This window comes from Sphingomonas hankookensis (genome assembly GCF_001619955.1).
Lineage (GTDB): Bacteria > Pseudomonadota > Alphaproteobacteria > Sphingomonadales > Sphingomonadaceae > Sphingomonas > Sphingomonas hankookensis_A.
The window spans coordinates 53,733-72,640 of the sequence record NZ_LQQO01000002.1; the positions used below are offsets into that span (position 1 = coordinate 53,733).

Here is an 18,908-nt window from a genome sequence, read left to right on the forward strand (position 1 = left end):
CTCCTGTCCAGAGGATGGGCGGTAGAACGACGCGACCTCGATCGCGGTTGCGTGAACGGAAAACTACTTCCCGTTCATTTTCACGTCAGGCGTATTGCTGACCAGGATAGGCGAACAACAGGTCCGAGTCCTCGCTCGCCTGCAACTGCACTTCACCTTCGAAGGTCAGGCAGTCGCCGGCGGTCCATTTCGTACCGTCGGCCGTTCCATTGCCGGTAACGGGAACGAACCAGCCCTTTACGCCTGCCGGAACTTTGACGCTGCGGTCGCCACCGGTCCAGCGTTCCAGCACGAACTTCGGCCCGTTGACCAGGATCGCGCGGTTCTCCGCGATCTGGCCCGGCGCTTCCGGCGCCACGAACGGCCGCGCGTCCGACACCGCGACGCCATCCTCCAGATGCAGCTCGCGCGGGCGGCCATAATCGTACAACCGGTACGTCGTTTCCGAATTCTGCTGGATCTCGATCAGCGTGATGCCGGCGCCGATCGCATGGACCGTGCCCGACTTGGCATAGAAGAAATCGCCGGCCTTCACCGGCTTCCAGTCCAGCTTCTGCTCGATCGACCCGTCGAGCGCCGCATCGCGCAGCTGCTCGGCGGTCATCGGTTCGAGGGTGCCGAGCGCAATGGTCGAATCGGGCTCGGCCGCCAGCAGCGTCCAGCACTCGTCCTTGCCGCGCGGCAGGCCGCGGGCCTGCGCCTGGCGGTCGTCGGGATGGACCTGCACCGACAGTTTTTCCGAGGTGAAGAGATATTTCACCAGCAGGTCGGGGGTGTCGTCGCCCGGCGTCTTGTACCAGATCTCGCCGACCGGATCGGCATCGGCCGGCTGATCGGCGAAACCGAAGCCGAGGGAATGGCGGCCCCACGGCTTTTCGACGCGGTGCATTTCGAGCTTGGTGACGGGCATGGGATCGCTCCGGATCGTCGTTGAACGGGTCCGCGTGCTCATGCGCGAAAGGGACTGTTCGCGCTACCCCTGTGGCAGTAGAAGCATCGCCAATATGCGTACCGTATCGACCCGCGCGTCTGCGCTCATCCTCGTCGCCATCGCCGGTCTCGGCCTGTCCGCCTGCGCCCGTGGCGGCGGCGGCGCGGGCCGCGACCTGCCCTATGTCGCGCGCGACGTGGGCACGCTCTACACCGCCGCGAAGGACCGGCTCGACCGCCATCAGTACAAGGTCGCGGCGGCATTGTTCGACGAGGTCGAGCGCCAGCACCCCTATTCGGTCTGGGCCCGCCGGGCGCAGCTGATGGGCGCGTTCAGCTATTATCTGGACGCCGACTATACGAAGGCGATCGCCGGTGCGCAGCGTTTCCTGTCGGTCCATCCCGGCAACCGCGACGCGCCTTATGCCTATTATCTGATTGCGCTGAGCTATTACGAGCAGATCAGCGACGTGACCCGCGACCAGAAGATCACGATGCAGGCGATGGACGCGCTGGGCGAACTCTCGCGCCGCTATCCCAATACGCCCTATGCCGCCGATGCCCGGCTGAAGCTCGATCTGGTGCGCGATCACTTGGCCGGCAAGGAAATGGAGATCGGCCGCTTCTATCAGCAGCGCGGGCAATGGCTGGCGGCGTCGATGCGCTTCCGCTCGGTCGTCGATCAGTATCAGACGACCACCCACGCACCCGAGGCGCTGATGCGCCTGACCGAAACCTATCTGGCGCTGGGCGTGCCGGCAGAGGCGAAGAAGTCGGCCGCCGTGCTCGGCGCCAACTATCCGGGCACCGACTGGTATCAGCGCGCCTATGACCTGATCAACGACAAGACGCCCCCGCCGCCCAAGCCGATCCCGGTCAAATACGCCCCGCCGCCCCCGCCGCCGACCGGCACGGTGACGGTCGAACCGGGCGACGACCCCACGCCCGCCCCGCAGACTCCGCCGGCAGTAACCCCGTCGCCGACCGGCCCGACGACCGGCGGCACGAATACGGGTGCGGGCACCCCGTCGGGGAACTGACTCGACTCCGTCACTCCCGCGCAGGCGGGAGTCCATAAACGCTATCGTCGCGACTCCGGCCGAAACGCCAGCGGCAATGGATTCCCGCCTTCGCGGGAATGACGAACAGCTACCACGATCGTCACCCCGGGCTTGACCCGGGGTCCCGCTTCTTCTTCTTCGCCGACCAGCAAAAAGCAGGACCCCGGATCAAGTCCGGAGAGACGAAGAAGGACCACGGATCGAACCCCGCCCCCAACCGTTCGCCCCGCATGCCGCACATAGCCATTTGTTCTTGCGCTGTTCCGCGGCTATGGAGGGCGCGATGCTGACGGCGCTTTCCATCCGTGACGTGGTGCTGATCGAGGCGCTCGACCTCGATTTCGCCGCTGGCCTGGGCGTGTTGACCGGGGAGACCGGCGCGGGAAAATCGATCCTGCTCGACGCGCTCGGCCTGGCACTGGGCGCCCGGGGCGACACCGCGCTCGTCCGCCATGGCGCGAAACAGGCGGCGGTCACCGCGATCTTCGCTGCGCCCGTTCCCGATGGCCCGGTCGCCCGGCTGTTCGACGATAACGGCCTCGACCTCGAACCCGGCGAACCGCTCATCATCCGCCGCATCGTAAAGGCCGATGGCGGCAGCCGCGGCTTCGTCAACGACCAGCCCGCCTCGGCCGGCCTCCTGCGCGACCTCGCCCCGCATCTCGTCGAAATCCACGGCCAGCACGACGATCGCGGCCTGCTCAACCCGCGCGGCCACCGCGCGCTGCTCGACGGCTTCGGCCGGATCGACACCGCAACCCTCACGCGCGCCTATCGCGACTGGCGCGATGCCGAAGCGGCGCTGGGCGCGGCGCTGGCCGAGATCGAGGTGGCACAGCGCGACCGCGAATGGCTCGAACATGCCGTCGCCGAACTGACCGCGCTCCGCCCCGAACCGGGCGAGGAGGAAACCCTCGCCGAACGCCGCCGCTCGATGCAGCGCGCCGAAAAGGTCGCGGGCGACCTGACCCAGGTCGAGGAACGGCTCGACGGCCCCAACGGCGCGCTGTCCGCGCTGCGCCAGGCCGCCCGCGCCCTCGAACGCATTGCCGAGGCGCATCCCGCGCTCACCGAATCGCTCGCCGCCGTCGACCGCGCGCTGGTCGAGGCGGAGGCGGCCGAGGTCGCGCTGCGCGAAGCGAGCGATGCGCTCGCCTTCGACGCCGGCGCGCTGGAGGACGACGAATCCCGCCTGTTCGCGCTGCGGGCGATGGCGCGTAAGCACCGCGTCCAGCCCGACGACCTCGCGACCCTCGCCGAGGAGCTCGTCGGCCGCCTCGCCCTGCTCGAATCGGGCGAAGCCGGTCTCGGCAAGCTGGAGGCCGCGGTCACCAAGGCGCGCGCCGCCTATCAGAAGGAAGCCGACCGCATCCACGCCGCCCGCCTCGACGCGGCGGCGCGCCTCGATGCGGCGGTGGCCGGCGAACTCGCCCCCCTGAAACTCGACGCCGCCCGCTTCCGCACCGTCGTCGCCGAACTGGACGACGGACAATGGTCGTCCTCTGGCCGCGACCGGGTGGAGTTCGAGATTTCGACCAACCCCGGCGCACCCTTCGCGCCGCTCGCCAAGATCGCGTCGGGCGGCGAACTGTCGCGCTTCATCTTGGCGCTGAAGGTCGCGCTCGCCGAAGAGGGCGGGGCGGCGACGATGATCTTCGACGAGATCGATCGCGGCGTCGGCGGCGCGGTCGCCTCGGCGATCGGCGACCGCCTCCACCGCCTGTCGCGCGCCACGCAATTGCTGGTCGTCACCCACAGCCCGCAGGTCGCGGCACGCGGCGACCGCCACCTGCTGATCGCCAAGCGCCACGACGGCATCGTCACCCGCACCGGCGTCCGGCCGCTGTCGAGCGACGAACGCCGCGAGGAAATCGCGCGGATGCTCTCGGGCGCCGAAATCACCGACGAGGCGCGCGCCCAGGCCCGGCGGCTGATCGAGCCGGCATGACGCAGCCGCCACGCACGCCCGATGGCCGCTATATCGTGGTCGACGGCGTGCTGTGGCGCGCCACCCGTCCCGACCTGTCCAACACCGAGCGCGAACGCCTCGTCCACGCCCTGATGGACGCCCGCCGCGCGGTGGGCGTGGCCAAGCGCGCCGGCGACGACGCAGCGGTGGCGACGGCCCGCAAGGCGGTCGATGCGGCGAAGATCGCGCTTGGCGAACGCGGCCCGGTCTGGTGGGCCGACGGCGCGCCGGACTATAACCGGCACAAGGTCGAGAACACCCCCTATGCCGCCTGGTGGGCGGTGCGGCAGCCATCCCTCCCAACGTCACCCCGGACTTGATCCGGGGTCCCGCTTCTTCTTCTACCTGGACCCCGGATCAAGTCCGGTGCGACAGTAACGCGAGAAACCGCGAACCTACTCCCGCCGCGCGTTCCAGTTGAACAGGAACCGGCGATGCTCGGCCCATGTCTGCCCCTCGACCATCCCGCCACGCAGGCAGCCGCTGCTGTGATACGGCCCGACGCCGTCGCTGGTCCGGAAACTGACGCAGGTCCGCCCGCGATCGGTCTTCCACCGGCCGCCCTCGATGTCGCTGTCATAGAAACGGCCGGTGACCGACCCGTCCGCCGCCAGGTGCAGCTCCATCGTCTTTACATAGGGTTTGGTGGGATCGTTGCTCAGGTCAACCTGCCACCTGCCTTCCAGTGGGTTGACCGGTTCGGCAGCGGCCAGCGGTGCGGTGATCAGTATCGCGGAAAGCAGCATTCGGCGCATGGCGTTCCTCCATGGAAACGGGTCTACCGCAAGCGAACCGGACGGTGTCCCGGCGCAGGTCAGGATCTCCTCATGATAGCATGAGACGCGAACCGCACGAGGCCCGGTCTTCGGAGGCCAATTTCTATCCAGAAGGTCATCGGCGCAGCCGGTCCGCACCCGCCAATCCCCCGCTTTCCTACAGGGAGTCGGCCTGTCAATATCGCTCCGCTCTTTGACAAGTGGACCGCTATTGCGCGGCAATTGCAAATTTTGCGCGAAACCGTGGTTAGTGTGAACTTAGTGAACTTATTTGGGAAAACCGTTTGTTTTCAATGGTGCGACACCGGCAAAGCCAGCGTCGAGGTCGATCGTGCCCCCGGCACGATCTGCGGACTGCGGGGCAGTCCGCACCTCGACGCTCGTCGGACGGCGCTTCTCGCGCCGCCGGCCGGACGCGCCTCACCCGGCGCGTCAGATCGCGCTGTTCTTCGCCGCCTTCGTCTCCGGATCGAACATATAATGGTGCCACGCGAACACCGTCGCCGCGCTGCGGTGCGGGCGCCACCCCTCCGCCAGCTCGCGGATCTGCTTCTCGCTCGGCCGCTCGGGCAGGCCCAGGATGCGCCCGATCTCGACCTGCACCGCCAGGTCGCCCGCCGGCCAGACGTCCAGCCGCCCCTCGGCGAAGAGCAGGTAGATTTCGGCCGACCACCGCCCGATCCCCTTCACCCGCACCAGCTGCGCGATCGCTTCCTCGTCATCGTCGGGCAGGTTGGCAAGGTCGAGTCGCCCGCTCAGCACCTCGTCGGCAAGACTGCGGGCATAGCCGCTCTTCTGCCGCGACAGCCCGGCGGCGCGCAGTTCCTCGTCGGTCTTGGTCGCGATTCGCGCGGGATCGCTGGCATCGCCCAGCAACGCCTCCAGCTTCTTCCACACCGCATCCGCCGCCTTGTAGCTGACCTGCTGCCCGACGATGGTCCTCAGCAGCGTCACATAGCCCCGCTCGCGGATGCGCGGTTCGGGATAGCCGGCATAGGCCAGCGCCGCCGCGAACGCCGGCTCGCGCTCGGCCAGCGCATCCAGCGAGGTGCGCAGCTGTTCGGCGGAAAGTCCCATGGCCGGTCCTTGAAAAGCGCCGGTCGCCCCGGCATGGGGCGGCGGACAGGAGAAGATTCGATGCCAACGATTACCGTCGTCGACCGTGCCGGGAAAGAACGAACCGTGGACGCGGAGGTCGGGCTGTCCGTCATGGAAGTGCTCAAGATCAACGGCTTCGACGACATCCTCGCTTTGTGCGGCGGCTGCTGTTCGTGCGCGACCTGCCACGTCCATGTCGACGCCGCCTATCTCGACCGCCTGCCGCCGGTGAGCGAAGACGAGGACGACCTGCTCGATGCGGTCGAGGATCGGGATGCGACCTCGCGGCTGTCGTGCCAGTTGCCAGTGAGTGAGGCGCTGGAAGGGATGAGGGTCACCATTGGGGCCGAGGATTGAAGACGAAGCAGCGATAGCTGGTTCGCATCAATGCCGGCACGGCCGGCGGGGCAACGCCCCGACCGACGGCATGGGCTTTGCCCATGCCGCGCCCCGTATGCGGAGAGGCGTTCTCGATACGGGCTCTCGACAAGCTCGATCCCTACTCGAACCGAACGGGGAGGGAGGGGAAGGCTTGGTAGGGCAGGGGACCCGCCCACACCCACCCCGTTCAGTTCGAGCAGCTTCGAGCCTGTCGAGAAGCGTCAGTCGAGAACTGAGAACAGAGAACCTCGCACCCCCAAACCCCGCCATGGGCAAAGCCCATGCCGTCGGTCGGGCTAAAGCCCGCCGGCCGGCACGGGGATGATGCGAACCAGCTATTGCTGCTCCGTCTTCATCCCTCGTGCGTCGCCACCGCATACAGCGCGATCGCCGCCGCATTCGACACGTTCAAGCTCTCGATCCGGTCCGAAATCGGCAGCTTGGCAAGGATGTCGCAATGCGCCGCGGTATTCTGCCGCATGCCCTCGCCCTCGGCCCCCACCACCAAAGCGACCCGCTTCGGCCCCAGCGCCTGTGCCAGCGTCGTCTCGGTATGGCCGGTCAGCCCGACGCGCCAGTACCCGGCATCGCCCAGCTCGACCAACGCCCGCGACAGATTGACCACCCGGACCCACGGCACGCTCTCCAGCGCGCCGGAAGCCGAGCGCGCGACCGTACCCGATTCGGGCGGCGCATGCCGGTCCTGCGTCACCACGCCCAGACAGTCGAACGCCGCCGCCGACCGCAGGATCGCGCCGACATTATGCGGGTCGGTCACCTGGTCGAGCAGCAGGATCGGCCGGTCGTCGTCGCGCCCCTGTTCGATCAGGTCGGCCAGCCAGATATCCTCCAACGGATCGGCCTCGACCACGATCCCCTGGTGCGGCGCGTCGGAGGGGACGAGGCGGGCGAGGTCGGCGGCCTCGGCGAATACCACCGGCACGCCTTCGGGCAGGACCAGCTGCGACCCCATTTCGCGCGTGCACCAGATCTTGCGGATCACCCGCTCGGGATTGTCGAGCGCGGCGAAGGCGGCGTGCCGGCCCCAGAAGCGGGGGCGTTGCGGCGATGCCTTGCTGGGGCGGTGTCCTTTGCGGGCCATGACGGTCTTTCGTGTGTTCAAGGGAGTGCGGCCGGGGTCGGCACAGCTGATCGCCGCGTCATAGCCGCGACGGGCGCATGGGCGCAAATCGGCAACAAAGTTGCAGGCAGGCGTTGACAGCGCCGCGCGGGAGCGGCAATGGGCGCCCTCGCTCGAGCGGCATGGCCCGTTTGAGTGGCGGCTGGACAGGTGGCCGAGTGGTTAAAGGCAGCAGACTGTAAATCTGCCCGGGTTTCCCGTACGCTGGTTCGAATCCAGCCCTGTCCACCACCGCCCGCGCACTGGCGCGGCGGTGCCCCAGCGGGAGGCAGTCATCCCGACCCCCATGATCTTCGTCCTTGCCGCCCTGTGCGAGATCGCGGGCTGCTTCGCCTTCTGGGCATGGTGGCGGCTCGACCGCTCGCCCTGGTGGCTGATCCCCGGCATCGCCGCACTGATCGCCTTCGCCTGGCTGTTGGCGCAGAGCGACACGGGCGGAGCGGGGCGCGCCTATGCGGCCTATGGCGGCGTCTATGTGCTGGGCGCGGTGCTGTGGGGCTGGGCGGTCGAAGGGCTGGTGCCCGACCGGTTCGACCTGATCGGCGCCACCTTGTGCATCGCCGGCTGCGCCGTGATCCTGTTCGGACCGCGATAAGGGGGTTGGAGCGGGTAACGGGAATCGAACCCGTGTATTCAGCTTGGAAGGCTGCTGCACTACCATTGTGCTATACCCGCCCACGCGCTTGCGTGTCAGGGCGATGCCCCTGCCACAGCAATGCGGGGCAGGTCAACCGCCCCCTTGCAACGCCTTGCTTTTGCAGCGGATGACCCTATTGCTCCGGCCATAAGGTGCCGGGGGAGGGCGCGATGGTGAACGAAATGGTGGCCGCGCTCGGCGATGTGCTGAACCCGCATGGGCCAGCGGTACAGGCGGCCAAGAGCTATGCGCCGTCCGATTACTCGATCCACTTCTTCCTGCAATTGGCGGTGATCCTGCTCGCCTGCCGCGTGGTCGGCTGGGCGGGCAAGCGCTTCCTGAACCAGCCGCAGGTGGTGGGGGAGATGATCGCGGGCGTGGTCCTCGGTCCCTCGCTGCTCGGCCTGTTCTTCCCCGATCTCCAGGCGGCGATCTTCCCCAAGGAAACGCGTGGGCTGCTCTATGCGGGCGCGCAGCTGGGAGTCGGCCTCTACATGTTCCTCGTCGGCCTGACGCTGCGGCTCGACCATTTCCAGACCAAGGCGAAGAGCGCGGCGATGGTGTCGGCGGCGGGCATCGCCATGCCGTTCCTGCTGGCGGTGCTGGTCACGCCGATGCTGCTCACCGTGCCGGGCCTGTTCGCCGAAGGCATCTCGACCGGCAGCGCGACCCTGTTCATGGGCGCCTGCATCGCGCTGACCGCCTTTCCGATGCTCGCGCGGATCATTCACGAACGCGGCCTTGCCGACACGGCACTCGGCACGCTGTCGCTGACTGCCGGCGCGTTCGACGATGCGGTGTCGTGGTGCGTGCTGGCGATCGTGCTCGCGACCTTCGGTGCAGGCGCGGGCGTCGCCATCGTCGCGATCGGTGGCGCGGTGCTCTACGCCGCCTTCCTGATCCTGTTCGGCAAGCAGTTGCTCGCCCCGCTTGGCCGCGCGGTCGAGGCGAAGGGCGAGATGAGCATGACCGTGCTGTCGATCACGCTGATGCTGTTCTGCCTGTCCGCCTTCTTCATGGACGCGATCGGCATCCATGCGATCTTCGGCGGCTTCATCCTCGGCGTGTTCATGCCCCGCGGGCTGTTCGTCGAGGAGCTGAAGCGAAAGGTCGAGCCGCTGGCGGTCGTCCTGCTGCTGCCGATGTTCTTCACCTATTCGGGGCTGAACACGCGGATGGATACGGTGAGCTCGCTGCCCCTCCTGCTGATCGCGCTGGGCATATTGACGGTGTCGATCCTCGCCAAGTTCGGTGCCTGCTGGGCCGCCGCACGGATCGCCGGCGAGGACAACCGCACCGCGCTCGGCATCGGCGCGCTGATGAACTCGCGCGGGCTGATGGAGCTCATCATCATCAATATCGGCCTGCAAAAGGGGATCATCGGCCCGACGCTGTTCGCGATGCTGGTGCTCATGGCGATCGTCACGACCGTCATGGCGACCCCGTTGTTCGAGGCGGTCTATGGCAAGCGGGCGCGGGCCAGCGGCGAACTGGGCGGCGTTCCGGCCTGAGCTTGGCCTACACTTTGGTGCGGCCATGCGTTCTGCGCTGGCGTTCCCCTTCAGGACGCCATAAATCGCGCGCACAATGGCAAAGATCACGACCCCGCGCCCGGTCCGCGGCACCCAGGATATTTTCGGCGACTTCGAACGGCGCTTCACCCATGTCGCCGAGACGTTCGAGCGCGTGCGCCGTCTCTACTGCTTCAGCCGCGTCGAAGTGCCGGTGTTCGAATCGACCGCCGTCTTCGCCCGATCGCTGGGCGAGACGACCGACGTCGTGTCGAAGGAAATGTATTCGTTCGAGGATCGCGGCGGCGATTCGCTGACGCTGCGCCCCGAATTCACCGCCGGTATCGCCCGCGCATATCTGACCGAGGGCTGGCAGCAATATGCGCCCTTGAAGCTCGCGACGCACGGCCCGGTCTTCCGCTACGAACGCCCGCAAAAGGGCCGCTATCGCCAGTTCCACCAGATCGACGCCGAGGTGATCGGCGCGGCCGAGCCGATGGCCGATGTCGAACTGCTGGCGATGGCCGACCAACTGCTCAAGGAACTGGGCATCGCCGATGGCGTGACGCTGCAGCTCAACACGCTGGGCGATGCCGCGACGCGCGACGCATGGCGCGCCGCCTTGGTCGAGCATTTCGACAGCCATCGCGGCGAGCTGTCCGAAGACAGTCTCAAGCGGCTCGACAAGAATCCGATGCGCATCCTCGATTCGAAGGACCCGCGCGACCGGCCGATCGCCGATTCGGCGCCTGGGATCGATTCGTTCCTGACCGCCGAAGCCGCCGATTTCTTTGCGGCGGTCACGTCCGGGCTGGACGCGGCGGGGGTCGCATGGACCCGCAATGACCGGCTGGTGCGCGGCCTCGACTATTACCGCCACACCGCGTTCGAATTCGTCACCGACCGACTGGGCGCGCAGGGCACGGTGCTCGCCGGTGGACGCTATGACGGTCTGATCGAAAGCCTTGGCGGGCCGGCGACGCCGGGCGTCGGCTGGGCGGCGGGGATCGAGCGGCTGGCGATGCTGCTGGAGGAGCCCGAAGCGCCGCGCGCCGCCGTCTGCGTCATCCCGCGCGAGGGCGGGGCGGATGCCGCCGCGATGACGTTGTTGCAGGATCTGCGCGCCGCCGGTGCCGTCGCGGACATGGCCTATCGCGGCAACCTCAAGCGGCGCATGGCGAAGGCCGATGCGCAGGGCGCGTCGATGGTCGCGCTGGTCGGTGCCGACGGGGCGGTGACGGCGAAGCTGCTCGCCAGCGGCAAGCAGGTCGACCTCGCCAGCGAAGACCGCGACGCGTTCCTCCACGCCGCTACGCTCTATTCGGACGGGATCGCCGATAGTGACGTCGAGGGTGATTCGGTGCTGGAGGAAATGATCGGCGAGTGGCGTCAGGGCCTCTGGCAGGTATCGGACGACGAATGACCATCGCCCCCGAACGCATCGCCCAGATCGAGGCGCGGCGCGACGAACTGGCGGCGCAGATGGCGACCGGCGACCTGCCGGGCGACCGCTTCGTCGCGGTGTCGAAGGAATATGCCGAGCTCGAACCCGTCGCGGCGGCGGCGGGCGAGGTCCGGCGGCTGCGCGCCGAGAGCGAGAGCCTGACCTTCATGACGCAGGACGCCGATGACGACCTGCGTGCGATGGCGGTGGAGGAACTCCACGCCAACCGCGCCCAGCTGGAGGCGGCGGAACGCGCGCTGGCACTTGCTCTGTTGCCGCGCGATGCGGCCGACGAACGCGCCGCGATGCTGGAAATCCGCGCCGGCACCGGTGGCGACGAAGCCGCCCTGTTCGCGGGCGACCTGTTCCGCATGTATCAGCGCTATGCCGACAATCGCGGCTGGCGGGTCGAGCTGATCTCCGCCTCGGTGTCGGATGCGGGCGGTTATAAGGAAGTCGTCGCCAGCGTCACCGGCGCGGGCGTGTTCGCGCGGATGAAGTTCGAAAGCGGCGTCCACCGCGTACAGCGCGTGCCGGCGACCGAAAGCGGCGGTCGCATCCACACCAGCGCCGCCACCGTCGCCGTCCTGCCCGAGGCCGAGGATGTCGACGTGCAGATCGACGACAAGGACCTGCGGATCGACGTGTACCGCTCGTCGGGACCGGGCGGCCAGTCGGTCAACACCACCGATTCGGCGGTACGCATCACCCACTTGCCGACCGGGCTGGTCGTCATCCAGCAGGACGAGAAGTCGCAGCACAAGAACAAGGCGAAGGCGCTGAAGGTCCTGCGCACCCGCCTGTACGAGGCCGAGCGCCAGCGGCTGGCCGACGAGCGTGCCGGCACCCGCCGGTCGATGGTCGGCTCCGGCGACCGCTCGGAGCGCATCCGCACCTATAATTTCCCGCAGGGGCGGGTGACCGACCACCGCATCAACCTCACCCTCCACCGCCTTCCCGAAATCCTTGAGGGCGAGATGGATGAACTGATCGGCGCGCTGATCGCGCAGGACGAAGCGGAGCGGCTGGCGACGCTGGATGGCTGATGCGCGCACGAGCGTAAAACAAGAAGAAAGGAAGGTCGTTTTCACGCGAAGGCGCGGAGACGCGGAGAAGTTGCGTTGCGGGCAAGGTCCTGTGCCGTCAGGCACTTCATCTCTTGCGGACAGTATGCGAAGCGCGGGATCGCTGCGCGATCGGTATCGGCGAACGCTGATCCTCCGCGTCTCCGCGCCTTCGCGTGAAAACGACCTTTTCTTTAGCGTCCGCCCATGACCACGCTTCGTCACGCACTGACGCAGGCAACGGCCCGCATCGCCGACGTCTCCGACTCCCCCCGCCTCGATGCCGAACTCCTCGCCGCCCATGCGCTAGGCTGTACGCGCGAGGCGATGCTGCTCGCCCGCCTCGACGATCCGGTTCCGGCCACCTTCGCAGCGCTGGTCGAACGCCGCCTGACCCAAGAACCGGTCGCCTATATCACCGGCAGCCGCGCCTTCTGGACGATCGACCTGCTGGTCGGCCCCGGCGTGCTGGTCCCCCGCGCCGACAGCGAGACGCTGATCGAGGCGGCGGTCGACCATTTCGCCGGCCGCGCCCCGCAGCGCATCCTCGACTTGGGCACGGGCCCCGGCACCTTGTTGCTCGCCGCACTCGACGAATGGCCCCAAGCGACCGGACTGGGTGTCGACGCCTCGGAAGTCGCGCTCGACTATGCGCTGCGCAATGGCGCTGCGCTGGGAATGGCGCAGCGGGTGGCGTGGCGACAGGGCGACTGGACCGCCGGCATCGACGGCCGCTTCGACTTGATCCTCGCCAACCCGCCCTATATCGGCACCGACGAACCACTGCCGCGCGAGGTCGTTGGCCATGAACCGGCGGCGGCGCTCTTCGCCGGGCGCGACGGGCTCGACGATTACCGCCGGATCGTCCCCGAACTGCGCCGGCTGCTGGCACCCGATGGCATCGCCGCGATCGAGATCGGGTACGAACAGGGCGACGCGGTCATGGCGCTGGTGCGCGCCGCCGGGTTGCCCGCGCGGCTGGTGCGCGATCTGGGCGATCGGCCGCGCTGCGTAATTACGGGTTGATCCCGTCATACGCGGACCCCATCTTTCCGCTTGGAGAACCCCGCAGCAGCCGCTAAGACCGGCAGCGGGGCAGGCACCATCGACCACGGCGTCGATCGCGGGGCGTGGCTCCTTCCATCGTCATCAACCACTGTCGTCCGGTGGTCATGGCAGGCGGACGGTGCCCGTGCATCGTTTCGCGAAGTGGCTCGCACCCGGGATCGCGAGATCGACGGACAGGTAAGGACAGGACAACCAACCCTTGATGAACAATCGTCAGGCCGGCCGCCGTCGCGGTCGCGGTGGCCAGCGTCAGCCGGGAAGCGGCGGCGGTGGTCCGCGGGACAACGGCAACCGCATCGACAACCGTGCGCGTGGTAACGCCGCGCAATTGCTGGAAAAGTACAAGAACCTCGCCGCCGATGCGCAACGCGCCGGCGACCGGGTGAACACCGAATATTACCTTCAGTTCGCCGATCATTATTTCCGCGTGCTCGAAGCCGGGCGGTCGCGGGTCGAGGAACAGCGCCGCAGCCGCGACGAGTTCGACGGCAACGACGAGGATGATTTCGACGGCGACGGCGACAATGGCGCCGAGACCGGCGGCCAGGATCGCGGCCAGCGCGACGACCGTGGGAATCGCGACGATCGCGGCCAGCGCGAAGATCGCGGCAATCGCGACGATCGTCAGCCGCGCGCCCAGCGTGAGTATCGCGACGACCGTGGCCCGCGCGAAGAACGCCAGCCACGCGAGGAACGCCAGTCGCGCGACGATCGCGGCCCGCGCGAAGACCGCCCGCAACGGGAAGACCGTCCGCAGCGCGAGCGCCTGCGTCGTGACGGCGGCCGGACCACCGCGCCCGCCAATGACGGTGCGGAACTGCGCGGCGTAGAGGGCGAAGTCGGCACGCAGCAGAACGACGTGGCCGAAGCAGCCCCCGAAGTGGTGGCCGAGGCCAAGCCGGTCCGCCGCCGCACGACCCGCACCCGCGTCGATGCTGCCGCTGCCGAACCGGCCGCCGAAGCGGCTCCGTCGATCGAGGCGGACCGCCTGCCGCCGGCACTGTCGGCGAACGACGATGCGGCCGAACGCCCGCGCCGCCGTCGCCGCGTCCGTGCCGAAGAGGAAGAGGCCGTACCGCCCGCCGCCTGATCGGGCGACGCAGGTCGGACTGAAGGGGCCGGTATCGCTTGCGGGCGATACCGGCCCTTTTCGTTGGGGGTAACAGACAGTCCCGTCACCCCGGACTTGATCCGGGGTCCCGCTTCTTATCAACGGTTGCAGAAGAAGCGGGACCCCGGGTCAGGCCCGGGGTGACGAGGAATCGCATGGTAGCGAACGGTCGAACCGCCCTGCGCCTTTACCCCGCGGCGAACTGGTCGGCGCTGAGCGAATACAGCCCGCCGGTGCCGGCCATCGCCGCCATGCCCAGTCCGCGTGCTTCCGGCACGATCCGGTCCAGATAGAAAGCAACCGCCGCCCGCTTGCGCGCCACGAAGTCGGGGTCGGCCACCTGGTCCAGCGCGCGGCCCTGTCGCTCCAGCAGCCAGCCGCAGGTGCAGGTCGCCAGCATCGTCAGGAACGGATAGCTGCCGGCCAGACGGTCGTCGACATCGGCCTCCAGCATCCAGCGGGCGACCGCGCGCGTGTCGTTCAGCAGGTCGCGCAGCGCGGCATGGCCGACCTCCGCCTCCATCTCGGTGAACAGCGCCTCGACGCCCGCGCCGCCGTCGCCAACCAGCTTGCGCCCGACCAGATCGGCGGCCTGGATACCGTTGGTGCCTTCGTAGATCGGCGTGATCCGCGCATCGCGATAATATTGGGCGGCGCCGGTTTCCTCGACATAGCCCATGCCGCCATGGACCTGCACGCCGAGGCTCGCGACCTCACAGCCAATGTCGGTGCCGTGCGCCTTGGCCAGCGGCGTGACCAGGTCGAGCCGGGTCTTGGCACCTTCGACGCCCAGGGTCGCGCGGTCGACCTGTCCGGCGGCGTAATAGACCAAAGCACGCGCCGCCATGGTCTGCGCGGTCATGCGCAGCAGCATCCGGCGGACATCGGGATGGTCGATGATCGCCACCGGCGCGCCGCCGGTCGAGGCACGGGCCGACTGCACCCGTTCGCGGGCATAGGCGACGGCGCGCTGGGTAGCGGCCTCCGCGACCTGCACGCCCTGAAGGCCGACATTCAACCGGGCATTGTTCATCATCGTGAACATGGCGCGCATGCCGGCACCCTCCGCCCCGATCAGTTCGCCGATGCAGTCGCCATTGTCGCCGAACGACAGGACACAGGTGGGGGAGGCATGCAGCCCCATCTTGTGTTCGATCGACACCACGCGAATGTCGTTCGGTGCGCCGGGATTGCCATCGGCATCCAGCCGGAACTTGGGGACCAGGAACAGCGAGATCCCCTTAGTCCCTGCCGGGGCGCCCGGGGTGCGGGCGAGGACGAGATGGACGATATTGTCGGCCATGTCGTGATCGCCGAACGAGATGTAGATCTTGGTACCCGTGATCCGCCAGTTGCCGTCGCCAACCGGTTCGGCCCGCGTCGTCAGCGCGCCGACGTCCGATCCGGCCTGCGGCTCGGTCAGGTTCATCGTGCCGGTCCATTCGCCGGTCGCGAGCTTCGGCAGATAGCGTGCCTGCTGCTCGGCGCTGCCATGATGGGTCAGCGCCTCGATCGCGCCGACGGTCAGCGTCGGCGCCAGCGCAAAGCCCATATCGGCGGTGCCGAGCGTTTCGAGCACCGCGGTCGCCACGGCGAAGGGCAGCGCCTGTCCGCCATATTCGGCGGGCGATCCGATCGTGCCCCAGCCCCCTTCGACATAGGCGCGATAGGCGGCAGGATAGCCATCGGGCATCACCACGCCCTCGGGCGTCCAGCGCGCGCCGACCGTGTCGCCCTTGCGTGTCAGCGGCCGCCATTCGCCGGCGGCGAAATCGCCGATCCCGGTCAGGATCGCGTCGAGCAGATCGGGGGTCGCATCGGCGAAGCGCTCTGCCTCGGCCAGGGTTTCGATCCCGGCGGCGTGGGTCAGCACGAAACGCTGTTCGGCGGTGGCGGGGGTCAGGTCCATTTGCCCTCTCTCGATCATTGGTTTTTGGCGGTATAGGCACCGAACCATGACCGCTTCAAACGCTTCGATCACGACCGTTTCCTTACCCTACGGCACGGCGGGAATCGCGGCGGCGGCAAAGGTGATCGCGGGCGGCGGCTGCGTCGCGGTGCCGACCGAGACGGTCTATGGCCTCGCCGCCGACGCGACCGATTCGCGCGCGGTCGCCGGCATCTATGCGGCCAAGGGGCGGCCGGGGTTCAATCCGCTGATCGTCCATGTGCCGGATCGCGCGGCGGCCGAGGCGCTGGCGGTGTTCGACGATGCCGCCGCTCGCCTTGCCGATGCCTATTGGCCGGGGCCGCTGACGCTGGTGCTGCCGATCCGCGCAGGGAGCGGGATCGCGTCGCTGGTGACGGCGGGGCTGCCGACCGTCGCGATCCGGGTGCCAGCGCATGACGCGATGCAGGCGCTTTTGCGCGCGACCGGCCGGCCGCTGGCCGCGCCCTCGGCCAATGCCAGCGGATCGATCAGCCCGACGCGCGCCGAGCATGTCCTGCGCAGCCTGGACGGGCGCATCCCGCTGGTGATCGATGCCGGGCCGACGACGCAGGGCATCGAATCGACGATCATCGCCTGTGTCGACGGACAGGTGCGGCAACTGCGCCCCGGACCGATCCCGCACGAGGCGGTCGCCGGGTTGCTTGGCGTCGACATCGGCGGCGCGGGGGAAGGGATCGAGGCGCCCGGGCAGCTGGCGAGCCATTATGCCCCGTCCAAGCCGGTCCGGCTGAACGCGACCCGCGCCCAGGACGGCGAATGGCTGATCGGGTTCGGTGCGGTCGCGGGCGACGATACGCTGTCGGCGAAGGGCGATCCGGTGGAGGCGGCGGCACGGCTGTTCGACGCGCTGCATGTCGCGGACAGCGCGGATCGCCAGCGGATCGCGGTGGCGCCGGTGCCGGAGGCGGGGCTGGGCGCGGCAATCAACGACCGGTTGCGTCGCGCTGCGGTGCCGACGGGGTAGGGCTCAGGCGTTCCGCACCTTGCAACGCTTCTTCGTTACCCCGAGGCTACCCATCTTTAACGCTTTGTCCCGTAACCATTCTTGGTACGAAAAGGACCAAGTTTGTGAGCGGACAGGACCATATCGATTTCGAACAGCGGCTGGCGGCGTTCGACTATGACGACCGCAGCTATGGCGCGTTTCCGCGGGTCAAGCGCGCGATCGAACGCCATGCGCCCGCGGCGCTGACTGCGTTGTACCGCCATATCGCCAGCACCGCGTCGCTGCGGGGGATGTTCGCGTCGCAGGCGCGGATGGACCATGCCCGCGACAAGCAGATGGAGCATTGGCGCAAGCTGTTCTCCGGTCCGATCGATCGCGACTATGCCGCCGCCGCGACCAATATCGGGCAGGTGCATGCCCGGATCGGGCTGGCTCCAACCTGGTATATCAGCGGCTATGCCCGGATGCTGGAACATGTCCTGCCCCGGCTGGTGCTCGGGCGGCTGGGGCTGCCGTTCGGAGCGCGGGCACGGGCGCGAGCGGTGACCGCGCTGGTCAAGGCGTCGCTGATCGACATGGACATCGCGCTCGCCGCCTATTTCACCGCCGAACAGGCGGGGCGCCGCGCGGTGATCGAGCGGTGCGGCGCCGCGTTCGAGCGGATGGCGCAGGGTGACCTGACGGTATCGCTCGACGGGCTCCCGAACGAATATCAGGCACTGGCCGACAGTTTCGAAGCGATGCGGGCGCAGATGTGCGAGACGCTGGGCATGGTCACCCGCTCGGGCGAGCAGATCCGCATCGGATCGGGCAATATCCGCCACGCCTCCGACGACCTGTCGCAGCGGACCGAGCAGCAGGCGGCGAGCCTGGAGGAAACCGCCGCGGCGATGGACCAGATCACCAGCACGGTGCGCCAGACCGCCGATGGCGCGTCGCGTGCCGACCGCATCGTCGGCGAGGCGCGCAGCGAAGCCGAGGAATCGGGCCGGATCGTGCAGCAGGCGGTCGATGCGATGGGCGGTATCCAGCGGTCGTCGGCGGAGATCAGCGAGATCATCAGCGTCATCGACGGCATCGCGTTCCAGACCAACCTGCTGGCGCTGAACGCCGGCGTGGAGGCGGCGCGGGCAGGCGATGCCGGCAAGGGCTTCGCGGTGGTCGCGTCCGAAGTGCGTGCGCTGGCGCAACGCTCGGCCGATGCCGCCAAGGACGTGAAGGTCAAGATCACCGCATCGTCCGATCAGGTCGAGGCCGGGGTCGATCTGGTCAACGCCACCGGACAGGCGCTGCAACGGATCATCGGCCGGATCGGCGAGATCAGCGAGCTGGTGTCGGGCATCGCCACCTCCGCCGCGCAGCAGTCGATCGGGCTGCAACAGGTCAATACCGCCGTGTCGGAAATGGATAACGTGACCCAGCGCAACGCGGCGATGGTCGAGGAAGCGACCGCCGCCGCCCGCGTGCTGGCGCAGGAGGCCGAGGTGCTGGCCACCGAGGTCGCGCGCTTCCGGGTCGATGGCGGGGCGGGGCCGGTCAACGAAGTGCACCGGATGCAGCAGCGTATCGCGGCGGCCTGACCGGGCGACTGTTCGTCGTCGGCTTGCAAAGGCGGGTCTGAATTTGGAAACGGGCCTCTTGGAATTAGGGCGGATCGACATGCGCCCTCAAACCTCACCCCGGACTTGTTCCGGGGTCCACGGTGCGGCGATCTGTGCGATTAACGCTTCTTGCGACAGCGTTCGCGGTCCGGTGGACCCCGGAACAAGTCCGGGGTGACGGGATGGGGATAACCTGACCCCGCCTTCCGGGGTGCGGTA

The 18,908-nt window shown here is 68.2% G+C and carries 17 protein-coding genes and 2 tRNA genes; 13 read left to right on the plus strand and 6 right to left on the minus strand.

From position 1 onward, the window contains the following. Nucleotides 1–85: 85 nt before the first annotated feature. Entirely contained in the window at nt 86–910 is an 825-nt protein-coding gene (locus AVT10_RS03005) for a class I mannose-6-phosphate isomerase (protein WP_066688222.1), read from the minus strand. 94 nt (nt 911–1,004) lie between these two features. On the opposite strand from AVT10_RS03005, the gene AVT10_RS03010 reads away from it, so the two are divergent. The 3 genes from AVT10_RS03010 (at nt 1,005) to AVT10_RS03020 (ending at nt 4,280) form a co-directional block, all read left to right on the plus strand. Then, a complete protein-coding gene (locus AVT10_RS03010) occupies nt 1,005–1,970 on the plus strand; it encodes an outer membrane protein assembly factor BamD (RefSeq protein WP_066688224.1) in 966 nt (321 codons plus the stop codon). 304 nt (nt 1,971–2,274) lie between these two features. Next, the gene (gene recN, locus AVT10_RS03015; RefSeq protein WP_066688332.1) at nt 2,275–3,939 is read left to right on the plus strand and encodes a DNA repair protein RecN; all 1,665 of its coding nucleotides are present in this window, start codon (nt 2,275–2,277) and stop codon (nt 3,937–3,939) included. Continuing rightward, nucleotides 3,936–4,280, plus strand: a complete 345-nt coding sequence (locus AVT10_RS03020; protein WP_066688226.1) for a hypothetical protein — start codon at nt 3,936–3,938, stop codon at nt 4,278–4,280. Before recN ends, AVT10_RS03020 begins: the two co-directional genes overlap by 4 nt. Nucleotides 4,281–4,355: 75 nt before the next feature. Here the strand turns inward: AVT10_RS03020 and AVT10_RS03025 are convergent, their stop codons facing one another. Then, complete coding sequence (locus AVT10_RS03025) at nt 4,356–4,715, minus strand: hypothetical protein (RefSeq protein ID WP_066688230.1); 360 nt, start codon at nt 4,713–4,715, stop codon at nt 4,356–4,358. A 453-nt stretch (nt 4,716–5,168) separates the two neighbouring features. Then, nucleotides 5,169–5,813, minus strand: coding sequence for a DNA-3-methyladenine glycosylase family protein (locus AVT10_RS03030; protein ID WP_066688231.1), 645 nt, complete (start codon nt 5,811–5,813; stop codon nt 5,169–5,171). 60 nt (nt 5,814–5,873) lie between these two features. Here AVT10_RS03030 and AVT10_RS03035 point away from each other — a divergent pair, with 60 nt between their 5' ends. Next, complete coding sequence (locus tag AVT10_RS03035) at nt 5,874–6,191, plus strand: 2Fe-2S iron-sulfur cluster-binding protein (protein WP_066688334.1); 318 nt, start codon at nt 5,874–5,876, stop codon at nt 6,189–6,191. Nucleotides 6,192–6,567: 376 nt separating this feature from the next. On the opposite strand, the gene rlmB is transcribed toward AVT10_RS03035, so the two are convergent. Beyond that, a complete protein-coding gene (gene rlmB / locus AVT10_RS03040; protein WP_066688232.1) occupies nt 6,568–7,317 on the minus strand; it encodes a 23S rRNA (guanosine(2251)-2'-O)-methyltransferase RlmB in 750 nt (249 codons plus the stop codon). Between the two features lie 183 nt (nt 7,318–7,500). Here rlmB and AVT10_RS03045 point away from each other — a divergent pair. Together AVT10_RS03045 and AVT10_RS03050 are read left to right on the plus strand one after the other, a co-directional pair. Beyond that, nucleotides 7,501–7,587 (plus strand) — tRNA-Tyr (locus tag AVT10_RS03045). A 55-nt stretch (nt 7,588–7,642) separates the two neighbouring features. Then, entirely contained in the window at nt 7,643–7,951 is a 309-nt protein-coding gene (locus tag AVT10_RS03050) for a YnfA family protein (protein WP_066688234.1), read from the plus strand. 6 nt (nt 7,952–7,957) lie between these two features. Here AVT10_RS03050 and AVT10_RS03055 read toward each other — a convergent pair. Next, a tRNA-Gly gene (locus AVT10_RS03055) sits at nt 7,958–8,031 on the minus strand. A 132-nt stretch (nt 8,032–8,163) separates the two neighbouring features. Between AVT10_RS03055 and AVT10_RS03060 the strand changes: the two genes are divergently transcribed. From AVT10_RS03060 to AVT10_RS03080, 5 genes are all read left to right on the plus strand, one after another. Continuing rightward, the gene (locus AVT10_RS03060) at nt 8,164–9,504 is read left to right on the plus strand and encodes a cation:proton antiporter (RefSeq protein WP_066688236.1); all 1,341 of its coding nucleotides are present in this window, start codon (nt 8,164–8,166) and stop codon (nt 9,502–9,504) included. 76 nt (nt 9,505–9,580) lie between these two features. After that, nucleotides 9,581–10,927, plus strand: coding sequence for a histidine--tRNA ligase (hisS, locus tag AVT10_RS03065; RefSeq protein WP_066688238.1), 1,347 nt, complete (start codon nt 9,581–9,583; stop codon nt 10,925–10,927). After that, nucleotides 10,924–11,994 (plus strand): peptide chain release factor 1, encoded by a 1,071-nt coding sequence (gene prfA / locus AVT10_RS03070; protein WP_066688239.1) that lies wholly within the window; start codon nt 10,924–10,926, stop codon nt 11,992–11,994. The genes hisS and prfA overlap by 4 nt, the downstream gene beginning before the upstream one ends. 225 nt (nt 11,995–12,219) lie before the next feature. Further along, the gene (gene prmC / locus AVT10_RS03075; RefSeq protein WP_066688241.1) at nt 12,220–13,038 is read left to right on the plus strand and encodes a peptide chain release factor N(5)-glutamine methyltransferase; all 819 of its coding nucleotides are present in this window, start codon (nt 12,220–12,222) and stop codon (nt 13,036–13,038) included. Nucleotides 13,039–13,282: 244 nt separating this feature from the next. Then, nucleotides 13,283–14,170 carry a DUF4167 domain-containing protein gene (locus tag AVT10_RS03080; protein ID WP_198158484.1) on the plus strand — a complete coding sequence of 296 codons (888 nt, stop codon included), beginning with the start codon at nt 13,283–13,285 and terminating at the stop codon, nt 14,168–14,170. 208 nt (nt 14,171–14,378) lie between these two features. Here the strand turns inward: AVT10_RS03080 and AVT10_RS03085 are convergent, their stop codons facing one another. Beyond that, nucleotides 14,379–16,100, minus strand: coding sequence for an acyl-CoA dehydrogenase (locus tag AVT10_RS03085; RefSeq protein ID WP_066688247.1), 1,722 nt, complete (start codon nt 16,098–16,100; stop codon nt 14,379–14,381). A 46-nt stretch (nt 16,101–16,146) separates the two neighbouring features. On the opposite strand from AVT10_RS03085, the gene AVT10_RS03090 reads away from it, so the two are divergent. After that, entirely contained in the window at nt 16,147–17,106 is a 960-nt protein-coding gene (locus AVT10_RS03090; RefSeq protein WP_066688249.1) for an L-threonylcarbamoyladenylate synthase, read from the plus strand. A gap of 104 nt (nt 17,107–17,210) precedes the next feature. Next, nucleotides 17,211–18,668, plus strand: coding sequence for a globin-coupled sensor protein (locus AVT10_RS03095; protein ID WP_066688251.1), 1,458 nt, complete (start codon nt 17,211–17,213; stop codon nt 18,666–18,668). The last annotated feature ends 240 nt before the right edge of the window (nt 18,669–18,908 follow it).

Bases quoted from the DNA above. Each gene is read 5' to 3' on its own strand.
- AVT10_RS03005 (WP_066688222.1), bottom strand. From the start codon at position 910: ATGCCCGTCACCAAGCTCGAAATGCACCGCGTCGAAAAGCCGTGGGGC.
- AVT10_RS03010 (WP_066688224.1), top strand. From the start codon at position 1,005: ATGCGTACCGTATCGACCCGCGCGTCTGCGCTCATCCTCGTCGCCATC.
- recN (WP_066688332.1), top strand. From the start codon at position 2,275: ATGCTGACGGCGCTTTCCATCCGTGACGTGGTGCTGATCGAGGCGCTC.
- AVT10_RS03020 (WP_066688226.1), top strand. From the start codon at position 3,936: ATGACGCAGCCGCCACGCACGCCCGATGGCCGCTATATCGTGGTCGAC.
- AVT10_RS03025 (WP_066688230.1), bottom strand. From the start codon at position 4,715: ATGCGCCGAATGCTGCTTTCCGCGATACTGATCACCGCACCGCTGGCC.
- AVT10_RS03030 (WP_066688231.1), bottom strand. From the start codon at position 5,813: ATGGGACTTTCCGCCGAACAGCTGCGCACCTCGCTGGATGCGCTGGCC.
- AVT10_RS03035 (WP_066688334.1), top strand. From the start codon at position 5,874: ATGCCAACGATTACCGTCGTCGACCGTGCCGGGAAAGAACGAACCGTG.
- rlmB (WP_066688232.1), bottom strand. From the start codon at position 7,317: ATGGCCCGCAAAGGACACCGCCCCAGCAAGGCATCGCCGCAACGCCCC.
- AVT10_RS03050 (WP_066688234.1), top strand. From the start codon at position 7,643: ATGATCTTCGTCCTTGCCGCCCTGTGCGAGATCGCGGGCTGCTTCGCC.
- AVT10_RS03060 (WP_066688236.1), top strand. From the start codon at position 8,164: ATGGTGAACGAAATGGTGGCCGCGCTCGGCGATGTGCTGAACCCGCAT.
- hisS (WP_066688238.1), top strand. From the start codon at position 9,581: ATGGCAAAGATCACGACCCCGCGCCCGGTCCGCGGCACCCAGGATATT.
- prfA (WP_066688239.1), top strand. From the start codon at position 10,924: ATGACCATCGCCCCCGAACGCATCGCCCAGATCGAGGCGCGGCGCGAC.
- prmC (WP_066688241.1), top strand. From the start codon at position 12,220: ATGACCACGCTTCGTCACGCACTGACGCAGGCAACGGCCCGCATCGCC.
- AVT10_RS03080 (WP_198158484.1), top strand. From the start codon at position 13,283: ATGAACAATCGTCAGGCCGGCCGCCGTCGCGGTCGCGGTGGCCAGCGT.
- AVT10_RS03085 (WP_066688247.1), bottom strand. From the start codon at position 16,100: ATGGACCTGACCCCCGCCACCGCCGAACAGCGTTTCGTGCTGACCCAC.
- AVT10_RS03090 (WP_066688249.1), top strand. From the start codon at position 16,147: ATGACCGCTTCAAACGCTTCGATCACGACCGTTTCCTTACCCTACGGC.